This window comes from Thermomicrobiales bacterium, from assembly GCA_023954495.1.
In the GTDB taxonomy this organism is placed as follows: Bacteria; Chloroflexota; Chloroflexia; order Thermomicrobiales; family CFX8; genus JAMLIA01.
On record JAMLIA010000095.1, the window covers coordinates 1 to 11,179 of the forward strand.

Consider the following 11,179-nt stretch of genomic DNA (forward strand, 5'->3'; position numbering starts at 1 on the left):
CTCCGCTGCGAGACACCGCAACTCCTGACCCCAAAACCTCAGACAGCCACAACTCGTCTCGCAACCGCCCTCTCATCTTCATAAATCTGCCCATCGGTGATGCGCACGACGCGGTCACACAGGTCGATCAATCGCTCGTCGTGGGTGACCAGGATGCCGCCCTTCTCACGCTCGTGGACCTCCTTCGCCAGCATCTCGACCACCTGCCTCCCGCGCACTGAGTCGAGGCTGGCGGTCGGCTCGTCGGCCAGAATGATGCGCGGATCGTTCATCAGCGCCCGCGCGATGGCGATTCGTTGACGTTGACCGCCTGAAAGCTCCTCGGGATAGTGGGTCGCGCGCTCGGTCATGCCGAGGTCGCTCAGAAGGCGATCGGCCCGTTGCTCAGCCTCCTTGTTGGGCAGGCCGATGAGGTGCGCGATGAAGAGCAATTGCTCCCGCCCGGTCAGGTAGGAGATCAGGTTCGATCCCTGGAAGATGAACCCGTACTTCGCCAGCCGCAGTTGCGTTCGCTCCGACGGTGAGCCTTGCGTGATGTTGTCACCATCGAGGAACACCTGCCCGTTCGTCGGCGTCAGGAGCGCTCCCGCAATCGACAGTAGCGTCGACTTGCCCGATCCTGATGGACCAATGAGCGCGACAAGCTCGCCAACACCGACCGTCAGATTAACGTCCCGAAGCGCATCCACGCGGGATTCACCATCGCCGAACTGTTTGTCGACCCCCTGGATCTCAAGAATGTTGGTCGTCATGATCGCTCTCCAATTCGCGTTGAATCATCGGTTACCCGGCCTTGTTGATCGCGTCTAGTGGATCGACCCGCGCGATACGCGCGAGCGACAGGGCCGTGCCACCAACTGCGACAAGCAGGAGCACGCCGCCGAACAGGGCCATACGTTGGGTCGAGATGCTGTATGGGACCGCGTTACCAATGATGAGCGCGAGCGTATCTGCTATCGAGATCCCGATCAGCACTCCAACTATCGCCAGCGCAAGGACCTGCGTAATGAGCGTGCGTGCAAGGTAGCCGGTGCCGGTGCCGATCGCCTTCATAACGCCCAGCTCTGGCATCTTTTGCAACGTGATGATGTAGAAGAACGCGGCGATGATGCCGGCTGCGATGACGACGAGGAAGACCTGGATGAGCAACAACGTAGCGTTCTGCTCGGATTCGCCCGGAATATGGTCAGCGATTTGATTCCTGGTACCGATCATCGTGTTTGGCACTGTCTCAGGGATCATCGCGATCGCCTCGGATGAACCTCGAACCACGATTGCCGTTACATCATCCTGCGCTGCGCCTTGGCGGACTGGCTGGATCTGCTGCCAAAGATCAAGCGGCATGAAGACAACTGGTGCGAGGCGATAGGTCTTGCCGGTCGTGATCCCCACGACGGTGAGTTCGACGCCATCTGGCTCAGTTGTGAACGTGTCACCCAGCCCGATGCCGTCGTCCACCAGAGATTCGTCGATGACCACACCGTGCGCCACTGCGCCCAGGCGCTCCCCCTTCTGAATATGGGGCTCGAGCAAACCACCGGGGACGACACCGAAGAAGGAGACCCCCAGGAGGCTGGTCTCGCCTTGCTTCCTGATGCTCGCCGAGGACACACCGAGTGGCTCGGCGGCCTCAATCCCAGCGATGGATGCGATCGAATCAGCGTCGTCTGCTCCCACGGAAGAACGGTCCAGGAGAACATCACTCCCGTTGCTGATGACCATCCCATCGATTGGCATCGCATCGATCGCCGCGGTGTTGCCAGCGCTGAGACCATTTGCTAGCCCGGAGAGACTGAATACGAGTGTCGAAACCATGATGATGACGCCGGTGATTAACGCGAACCGCAGCTTGGCGTGCCGAATCTCACGAAGCGCAAGGAACACTGGCTCAATCCTTTCCTGACCGAGGCGACGCCGGTTCCGAGATCGCTCTGAATACCCCGGCCTGGTTAGTCACACTTGACTAATAGAGTCGAGTATATGATTATGCAGGTGATTAGTCAATGTGGACTATAATGCGGATGATTAAAGGAGGTTGAAATGGTCCAGCGTGATGCGGAGAAGAGCCGCAGTACGGCTACCTGGGATGAGCGCACCCTGCTGCTGCTCGGCGTCCTGATGACGCAGAATCAGCATGGGTATCAGATCAACGAATTCATCGAGAACACGCTCTGTCATGTCGCCACCATGAAAAAGCCAACGGCCTATGCGCTCCTGTCTCGCCTGGAATCTGCCGGCTTCATCGAGGTCCACACCGAACAAGCCGGCAATCGCCCCCCACGCAAGGTCTACACGATCACGCCGGTTGGCCGTGATCTCTTTCATGACCTGCTCCGCGCGAACCTGTCCACCGCAGACGAGTCGACCTATGCGGGAGATATCGGGCTTGTGCTCATCAACTTTCTCGATCGCGATGAAGCACTCGCCTGCTTACGCCAGCGCCTGGAGCGTCTCGATGCCCTGCTGGCACCCCGACCATCCGTGCCCGTTCACGGCGACAAGCTCAACCTCGCCATCGCCCTCGACCACCTCACCGCCATGCGCCGCGCCGACCGCGACTGGCTCGTTGCGACGATCGCTCGCCTGGAGCACGACGAACCCATACCGGCACCTGAGGGCAGTGCCCTGCCGCAACGTTGAAACTCTCGCGACTTCCCGTCAGACGGTTCAGTATTGGAGAATCTGTCCGGCTCGGGAGTTATTCCTGAATCTTGGGTCTTGAGCGCGCAATCATCACCAAGTAGTCAAATAGTAAGAGGAACAGACCCCCCCTGTACCATGGAATTTTGAGCCGCTGCGAAAGATCTCCCGCTCCGAGTCAGTTGGTCGTATGCGAGATCCGAGGTGCGCCGCGGTAGCCGTGATCTGCGACAAGAATCGGTCACTCACGGATTTTGGGGTCGTCAAGGATCAGCAGTGCTATTGCGCCCAGTCGCGCTATTCAGGCAGCCTGTACATATCTCCACCGGCGAAATGGCCTCATCGACGCATTGCTGGCGCAACCAACCTGTAAGCCCGCGTAAGCAGCCAATATGCACAGGAAGGGTTATAGAGACTGTCCTGCGCGTATGCGCCTGTCCCTCCCTTTTCGGCGCTGGGCAACGGCGCTGTCGCCCCCTCTCACCCCTCCGGCGCAATGTTGTGATTGAACCGGAACAGGTTCTCCGGGTCCCAGACGGCCTTGATGGCGCGCAGGCGGGCGTGCGTGGCTGGAGGATAAGCGTCGAGAATGAGTTCCGGATCGTCTTGCTGGAGGAATCCGACGTAAGCTCCCATGCTTGCATCACGCATGGTCCGCCAGAGACCATCTGCCCAGGCGTGCTGAGGCATCGCATCCTGGGTCGGGTCCATCCAGGCGCAAATGATCGCGATATAGAGCCGATGGCTGCGATGTGCAAATGCGGTGGCATCCGACGCGACCTGCGCCATCGCTCCACCCAGACCGCGCAAGTGCACGAGGCTGAACGGTGACGGCGGGCTTTCGACGGCTGCCAGCCAGCTGTCGATGACGTCGTCGCCCACATCATTGGCGAACATCGAATGGACTGCGATCCCCAATCGTTGCTCCTGATATTGGGTTGACATGTAGATATCGGGATACGGCATCGGGCGCACCGTATCTGCCACCGGCGTCGCAAGTGCTCGCAGCGGTGCGAGCGCTCGCTGTCCTTCCTCGATGCTGCCGGTCCAGGTGACGATGATCATCAGCACCGGCCTGCCGATCCATTCGGCTGGGACGAATGGCGCAGGTGGCGCGGGCATGACGTTCCCGATCAACGTCAGATCGTCCGGCGCGGATGCGGCATAGTCGAGGAATCCGCGTACGACATCGCGACTCAATGGCAAAACCAGATCCCCACCCAGGATCTGGCCGACGGGCGCGAGACGCAGCTCGAGCTCAGTCACAATGCCGAAGTTGCCGCCACCGCCACGGATTGCCCAGAACAGGTCTGGGTTCTCGTTGGCACTGGCCGTGACGATTTCCCCTTTCGCTGTCACGACGCGCGCCGATAGCAGATTGTCGATCGTCAGGCCGTGCTTGCGCACCATGAATCCGATTCCGCCGCCGGTTGTCAATCCGCCCAACCCGACGCTCGCCGTATCGCCGGTAGAGAGCGCCAGACCGTGCTCGACAGCATGCTGACACAGCTCGCCTGACGTGAGACCGGCTTGGGCGCGAGCCGTCTGGGTTTCTGCGTCGATCGTGATCTGCTTCATGCGCGACAGGTCGATCACCAGCGCGTCGTCCACCATGCTGTGCCGCGAAACGCTATGCCCGCCACTTCGTATCGCTAGCGGAATTCCGGTCTCACCGACGAACTGCACCGTGATGGCGACATCTGCTTCATTCGTGGCACGAACTATCGCCAACGGTCGTGCGTCGTTGGTTAAGTCGTGCGTCTGCCGTACGTCGTCATAGCTCGGAGACGATCTCGTTATGAGCTCGCCATTGATTCGTTGACGAAGCTGCTCAAGCTGGATGTCGATGTTTGTGGCCGGGACTTTGGCGGCTGCGGTTGAGAAAGTCAATCTGTTCCCCAATTTCTGCATAGTGCGCATGCACCCATGACGTCGTCCTTCGACGTCGCTGGGATTGCCTCATTGGATAGTCGTCATTATGGATTGCTGCAGCTCAGATCAACAGACACAGTACTCGTACATTCCTCGTACAGTTCGTCCTGCAAGAGGGCCGAAGCAGCCACGGACAGCCGAGTGTGTCATCGACGTGTGAGCCGTCCGATTGGCATGTCGACCAAAACGACAATACCGTACCGTTGGGCTGACACGGGTTGCATGTGTCGGTGTCGTTCCTCGATAGCCGCATCACCCCCATCTCCTGATACCATCCCTCCATACCGCGCCCACCCGGGTGAGGCGCTGCGGATGGGATGAGCAGGGAGCGCATGAGCGTCAGGTCGCCGATGAAGCCGTGCCCGTATTGCGGGCGTCCGATCTTTGCTGTGGCGCTCAAGTGCCGCTATTGCGGCGAGTGGATGCCGGAGGGCTTCGCCGACGAGCCGGCTGCCCCGCCGACGCCCGCCGCACCAGCCACGCCGCAGCCGGTCGCGCTCGCGCAGCTGGGTCAGCGCGGCATCGCCTGGCTGATCGATCTTGTCGTCATCACGCTCATCGCGCTGATCCCCGCGTCGTACTTTCTGCCCACCGAAGGCGATCCATCCGTTCAGGAGATCACCGAGAACGGCGGCGTCGTCGCGGTCATGTTCGCCATCTATATCCTCTATCCGCTCATCATGGAATCGCGCTGGGGTGCAACTATTGGCAAGCTCATCGTCGGACTGCGCGTCGTGAACCTCGACGGTACGCCGATCGGTCTGCGTGCCGCGCTGGTGCGCTCATTGCTCCGTCTGGTCGATGGCATGTTCGTCGGCGTCATCGGCGCGCTGGCGATCCAGATGTCGCCCAGGCGCCAGCGCCTCGGCGATCGCGCCGCGCGGACGCTCGTTGTGCACAAGAGCGCAGTCGTCGCGCGTCAGCCCCATCAGCAGTAATCGCGAAACACAGGGAGTGACATGGCAGGCACGTTAGACGGGATCACCGTCGTCGATTTCTCGCGGGTTCTGGCCGGACCCTACTGCACGATGCTGCTGGCCGACATGGGCGCCGACGTCATCAAGATCGAGCAGCCCGGCAAAGGTGACGACACCCGCGCCTGGGGACCGCCCTACCTCGGCGACCAGAGCGGCTACTACCTGGCGGTCAATCGTAACAAGCGCGGAATCGCGATCGACCTGAAGTCGGACGCAGGCCGCCAGATCGCGCTCGATCTCGTCCGCACCGCCGATGTTGTCGTCGAGAATTTCCGGGTCGGCGTCATGGAGAAGCTCGGCCTTGGCTATGACGAGCTTCGTGCCATCAAGCCCGACCTCATCTACTGCTCCATCTCCGGCTTCGGACGCTCCGGGCCGTACTCGTCACGCCCCGGCTACGACCTGATCGCCGAAGCAATGAGCGGCTTCATGAGCGTCACCGGCGAACCGGACGGCGTCGGCATGCGCGCCGGTGTCGCCATCGGCGACGTCACGACCGGCATGATGGCGTCGAACATGATCCTCGCCGCGCTTCTGCACCGCGAGCGCACCGGCGAGGGTCAACTCGTCGAGGCCGCCCTGCTCGACACTATCGTCGGCTGGCTGATCAACGCCAACCTCTACTACCTCATCACCGGCGAGAATCAGCCGCGCACCGGCAACGCCCATGCGCTCGTCGTGCCCTACCAGGAGTTTCAGGCTGCCGATCTGCCGATGATCATCACCGCCGGCAACGACCGTCTCTTCGCCGCATTGTGCGCCACCATCGGTCGCCCCGATCTGCCGGATGACCCGCGTTTCCGCACGAACTCCGACCGCATTGCCAATCGCCCCGAGCTCGCCGCACTCATCGAAGCCGAGCTGGCGCGTAAGCCCGCCGCGGAATGGGCCGAGCTGCTGGAGGCTGCCGGCGTCCCGTCCGCGCCGATCAACACGATGGCCGAAGTGTTCGCCGACCCACACGTCCGCGCTCGTCAGATGCTCGTCGAGGTCGAGCACGCCACGCTCGGCACGATCCAGCTACCCGGCGTGCCGATGAAGTTCAGCACAACCGACGCCGCCGTCCGCACCGCGCCGCCAGTGCTCGGCCAGCACACACGCGAGGTGCTGCGCGAGCGCTGCGACCTGGACGACGCCGCCATCGAAGCGCTCGCCGCTGCCGGAGTGATACAGGTCTGGGACGCGCCGCCGGCCAGTTAGTGCGCGATCAGGATCGGGCTGCGCTCGGCCTGGATGTGGACGTTCATCACTACCGGCAGGTCGGTGCGTAGTGCGCGAGTGAGCGCCGCCTGCAGGTCGCCGAGGTAGTGCAGGTCGTACCCCGCTGCGCCGAATCCGGCCGCCGCGATGTCGTAGCGTGCCTCGGCCAGCTCAGTTGCGACCTCGCGGCCCGCGCCGAAGCGATCGCGCTGCATGTGCCACTCCGCGCCCCAGCGAGCGTCGTTGCCGACGACGACGACAATCGGCAGTCCCAGCCGCGTCGCAGTCTCCATCTCGCTCAGGTGATACCCCGCCGAGCCATCGCCCACCAGCACGATCACCCGCGCGTCCGGCCGCTCCTGCTTGATCCCCAGCGCCATCGGAATGCCGCCGCCGATACCGCCGATCTTGGCCGTTGTGTGCATCTCATTGGGCGCATTCCGGAGCGCCACACGCACCCACTGCGCAAACTCGCCACCGTCGAAGACAACGATGTCATCCGGCGCGATCGCCTCGCGCACCGCCCAGGCGACCGTCAGCGGATGCAGCAGATCGTCCGTCTCTTCCGGTGCTGGCGGTGGTGGCGGAACAGTCCAGCGCGATCGCCATTCTGCTGTGCTATCCGCCTCGCGGACCTGCTCGGCGAGGAAGGCCAGCGCTTCGCTCGGCGGGTATTGCGCGCGGAGTGTGCCGTCCGGCAGGTTTGGCTCGCCCGGCGCATCGATCACCAGCAGCTCACCCTGCTGACCGACATGCCCGCGTGTCAGGAAATCGAGCGGTCCGAGCAGCAGCGTCACGTCGGCGTCCGCCAGATTCGCCGCCAGGTCGGCGTAGCGCGGATCGACCAGCCCGCGCGGTGCGTCAGCCACGATCGGCGCGACGCCCAGCGTCCAAGCCAGCTGCTCCAGCGCGACAGCCGCAGCCCCACGCGTAGCAGCTGGCCGCACGACGAGCGCCGGGCGCTTCGCGAGTCGCAGCTTCTCAGCGATCTGCAGCAGCGCGACGCGCGTGTCGGCAGACATCGATGGGTGGTGATAGGTGTAGGAAGACAGCGCGTTGTCAGAGACGGCAGCGTTCAGCACATCGACTGGCAGCGCGACGTGCACCGGACCCGGCACGCCTGCCTGCGCCAGTCGCGCCGCCTGCTGGATCGTCGCTCGCAGATCGGCGACGTTCGTCGGCTCGAATGTCGCTCGACACAGCGCCCCGGCGATCCGCGTCTGATCCACTTCCTGAAATGCGCCCTGCCCCTTCTGCGTCGATGGGCTGGCCCCGGAGAGGACGAGAACCGGCACCTCCATCGCCGACGCTGCGGCAATCCCCTGCAGCGCCGCCAGGAAGCCCGGACCAGCCGAGGTCAGCGCGACCGCCAGCTCGCCGGTCGTCGCCGCAGCGCCGGCTGCCGCGAAGAGCGCCGCCGTCTCATGGCGCATGTGCACCAGCGGAATCTCGAGTCGATCCGCCGCGTCGATCAGTTCCAGCACCTGATTGCCGGAGACACCGTACATCCGCCGCACGCCAAGCTCGGCGAGCTGTTCCGCTACGACCTCTGCCCCGATCATCCCTCACCGTCCTCCCTGTCTGCCCAACCTACCCGGACAGGCTACGTGACGCCCGCCTGCGACACAAGCGCCGGCCAGTTACGACGTTTGTCGGATGCGTCGCACAGCGCCTGGGACTACCATGAGCAGCATGACGTCCTGATACAGAGGGAGGCGCATCATGACTGCTACAGCCACTCGCCCGACCGACCGTGACGCCGCCGTCCGCGTTGGCAAGCTTGACGAGATCGCCAACCCGACCGTCATTTCCGGCGGTCGCCACGGCATCGCCGTCTTCGTCGCCGATGGCACACCCTACGCCGTCGACAATCGCTGCCCGCATATGGGCTTCCCGCTGCATCGCGGATCGGTTCGTGACGGCATCCTGACCTGCCATTGGCACCACGCCCGCTTCGACCTGCGCTCCGGCGGCACGTTCGACCCCTGGGCCGACGACGTGCGTACTTACGACGTCTGGCTGGATGGCGATGTCGTCGTCGTCGATCCGCGTCCGCGTGACGATGACCGTCGCGGGCGCTGGGTGCGCCGCCTCCACGATGGCATGGAGCAGAACCTCAACCTGCTGCTGGTGAAGTCCATCCTCGCGCTGCTCGATGACGGCGCGCCCGGCGCTGAGGTCGCCGCTGCCGGAGTCGAGTTCGGCTCCCGCTACCGCGAGCGCGGCTGGTCGTCCGGCCTCACTATCCTTGCCGCGATGACCAACATGCTCCCGCAGCTCGATCGCGAAGATCAGGTCCTGGCGCTCTATCACGGCCTCTCGAACGTCGCCCGCGACTGCTCCGGCCAGCCACCGCGCTTCCAGCTCGACCCGCTGCCCGGTTCCGACGTTGGCATCCCGCGCCTGACCACCTGGTTCCGCTCCTTCTGCGAGGTGCGCGATCGCGACGGAGCCGAGCGCGCGTTGGCCAGCGCTGCAGCCGCCGGTGCCACGCCGGTCGATTTGTCCCACATGCTCCTTGCCGCCGCCACCGACCACCTCTTTCTCGATGGTGGCCACACGCTCGATTTCATCAACAAGGCCTGCGAGGCACTCGACGTCGTCGGCTGGGATCGCGCGACTGACGTGCTTCCCAGCGTCATCCCGTCGATCACCGGCGCAATGCGAGCCGAAGAGCTCAACACCTGGCGGCATCCGGTCGACCTCGTCGCCTTGCTCGACGAATCGCTCGCGACCCTGCCGCAGGCACTGCAGTCGCCGCGCCACAACGCCACGATCGACCTCGCCGATGCCGCCGACATCTTGCTGGCCGACGATCCATACGCCATCGTGGCCTGGCTGATGGAGTCGCTGCGCTCCGGCACGCGCCTGACCGAGCTGACCCGCGCGCTTGCCTACGCCGCCGTTCTGCGAGTCGCCCGCTTCCATACCTCCAACGAGTTCTCCGACTGGATCACCGTTCTCCATACCTTTACCTACGCCAACGCGCTGCACCGCTCGATGCTGCGCGCTCCCTCTCCGGAGCTGGCACGCGGCCTCTTCCACGGCGCAATGCGCGTTTATCTGGATCGCTTCCTGAACATGCCCGCCGCGCGCCTGCCTGACGAGCGCCCGACAGCAGCCGAATCGACTGACGGCCCCACACTGCTCGCCGACCTGCTCGAGCTGACCGACCGCGAGCAGCGCGTCAACGAAGCCGGCCAGCTCGCCTATCGCTATCTCGCCGCAGACCACGACCCGGCCGCGCTCATCTCAACTCTCGGCCATGTCCTCCTGCGCGAGGATGGCGAGTTCCACTCCTACCAGATGCTCGAAGCAGGAACCCAGCTCTTCCACGATCTGCAGGAAAGCGAGCCGCTTGCCGCCCGCCGCTCGCTCGTCGCGGTCGCCCGCTACCTCGCTGCCCACGCCCCGACATCGCGCGCCATGTACCAGACAGCGCGTACTGCGCTGCGCCTGCATCGTGGCGAGGCGATCTACGAATCAGCCGAGGAGGATGCTGCCGCCGACTAGCATGACCGTGCGACAATTCGGCCCGTGCCAGGAAGGGAGGCCGAATTGTCGACTACAGCAGATGTCGTCGTTATTGGCGGTGGCGTGAACGGAACCAGCACCGCCTATCATCTGGCGAAGGCTGGCGTGAAGAACGTCTACCTCGTCGAGCGCCGCCAACTGGGGGCCGGCGCGACCGGCAAGTCCGGCGCGCTGGTCCGCACCCACTACACGAACGTGCCCGAGTCGCAACTCGCGTTCGAGAGCCTGAAGGTGTTCCGCAACTTCACCGAGTACACCCACGGCGGTGACGCCGGTTGGGACGAGCCGGGCTTCGTTCAGGTCGTCGCCCACGGCTACGAGGACAAGCTGGCGGCCAATGTCGCCGCCCAGCAGGCGATCGGCATCGACACCCGCATGGTCAGCCACGAGGAGCTCGTCGAACTCGCCCCCGGCATGTTCGTCGAAGATGTTGGCGGTGCTGCCCACGAGCCGGTGTCAGGCTTCGCTGATCCGAACGCCACCGCCTATTCGTTCGCCCGCGCCGCCGAAGCGCTTGGCGCAACGATCTGGACGAACTGTGAGGCAACCGAGATCGTCCGCGAAGGCGACCGCGTCGTTGCTGTCGAGACCACCAAGGGCCGCATTGCCACCGAGCAGGTCGTCCTCGCCCCCGGCGCATACGCCCCGTCGCTGCTGAAGCCGCTCGGCCTCGATTATGGCCTCTACCCCCACCGCGCGATGGTCGCCATTTTCCACTGGCCGGTTGGCTGGAGCCATCGCCATGTCGTCGTCATCGACAACATCAACCACACCTGGCTGCGCCCCGAAGGGCCGCGCACCTCGCTGATCGGTGCCGAACAGCCTCGCAAGGACTGGGACCCGGACAACTTCAACGAAGGTGTCGATGAGGGCTACGTCGAATATGCCCGTGGCAA

Annotated in this window: 9 protein-coding genes; 5 read left to right on the forward strand and 4 right to left on the reverse strand. The window is 64.0% G+C overall.

Annotated features, from left to right (window positions below; genetic code table 11):
- Positions 1-38: 38 nt before the first annotated feature.
- Positions 39-752: an ABC transporter ATP-binding protein gene (locus M9890_13930; GenBank protein MCO5178052.1), complete on the reverse strand. Its 714-nt coding sequence runs from the start codon at positions 750-752 to the stop codon at positions 39-41.
- A gap of 31 nt (positions 753-783) precedes the next feature.
- Positions 784-1,884 (reverse strand): ABC transporter permease, encoded by a 1,101-nt coding sequence (locus M9890_13935; protein MCO5178053.1) that lies wholly within the window; start codon positions 1,882-1,884, stop codon positions 784-786.
- Positions 1,885-2,040: 156 nt separating this feature from the next.
- Here M9890_13935 and M9890_13940 point away from each other — a divergent pair, with 156 nt between their 5' ends.
- Entirely contained in the window at positions 2,041-2,640 is a 600-nt protein-coding gene (locus M9890_13940) for a PadR family transcriptional regulator (GenBank protein ID MCO5178054.1), read from the forward strand.
- 480 nt (positions 2,641-3,120) lie between these two features.
- Here the strand turns inward: M9890_13940 and M9890_13945 are convergent, their stop codons facing one another.
- A complete protein-coding gene (locus M9890_13945) occupies positions 3,121-4,530 on the reverse strand; it encodes an FAD-binding oxidoreductase (GenBank protein MCO5178055.1) in 1,410 nt (469 codons plus the stop codon).
- A gap of 374 nt (positions 4,531-4,904) precedes the next feature.
- On the opposite strand from M9890_13945, the gene M9890_13950 reads away from it, so the two are divergent.
- Positions 4,905-5,510, forward strand: a complete 606-nt coding sequence (locus M9890_13950; protein ID MCO5178056.1) for an RDD family protein — start codon at positions 4,905-4,907, stop codon at positions 5,508-5,510.
- Positions 5,511-5,531: 21 nt separating this feature from the next.
- On the forward strand, positions 5,532-6,749 hold the full coding sequence (locus M9890_13955) for a CoA transferase (protein ID MCO5178057.1): 1,218 nt from the start codon (positions 5,532-5,534) through the stop codon (positions 6,747-6,749).
- Here the strand turns inward: M9890_13955 and M9890_13960 are convergent.
- Complete coding sequence (locus M9890_13960; protein ID MCO5178058.1) at positions 6,746-8,311, reverse strand: thiamine pyrophosphate-binding protein; 1,566 nt, start codon at positions 8,309-8,311, stop codon at positions 6,746-6,748. The two genes, M9890_13955 and M9890_13960, sit on opposite strands and share 4 nt — an antisense overlap.
- Before the next feature lie 160 nt (positions 8,312-8,471).
- On the opposite strand from M9890_13960, the gene M9890_13965 reads away from it, so the two are divergent.
- A complete protein-coding gene (locus M9890_13965) occupies positions 8,472-10,262 on the forward strand; it encodes a Rieske (2Fe-2S) protein (protein MCO5178059.1) in 1,791 nt (596 codons plus the stop codon).
- A 45-nt stretch (positions 10,263-10,307) separates the two neighbouring features.
- On the forward strand, positions 10,308-11,179 hold an 872-nt coding region (locus tag M9890_13970), incomplete at its 3' end, for an FAD-binding oxidoreductase (GenBank protein MCO5178060.1).

What these genes read in the sequence shown, in the direction of transcription:
- M9890_13955 (MCO5178057.1), top strand. Translation starts at nt 5,532, where the DNA reads ATGGCAGGCACGTTAGACGGGATCACCGTCGTCGATTTCTCGCGGGTT.
- M9890_13950 (MCO5178056.1), top strand. Translation starts at nt 4,905, where the DNA reads ATGAGCGTCAGGTCGCCGATGAAGCCGTGCCCGTATTGCGGGCGTCCG.
- M9890_13940 (MCO5178054.1), top strand. Translation starts at nt 2,041, where the DNA reads ATGGTCCAGCGTGATGCGGAGAAGAGCCGCAGTACGGCTACCTGGGAT.
- M9890_13930 (MCO5178052.1), bottom strand. Translation starts at nt 752, where the DNA reads ATGACGACCAACATTCTTGAGATCCAGGGGGTCGACAAACAGTTCGGC.
- M9890_13965 (MCO5178059.1), top strand. Translation starts at nt 8,472, where the DNA reads ATGACTGCTACAGCCACTCGCCCGACCGACCGTGACGCCGCCGTCCGC.
- M9890_13960 (MCO5178058.1), bottom strand. Translation starts at nt 8,311, where the DNA reads ATGATCGGGGCAGAGGTCGTAGCGGAACAGCTCGCCGAGCTTGGCGTG.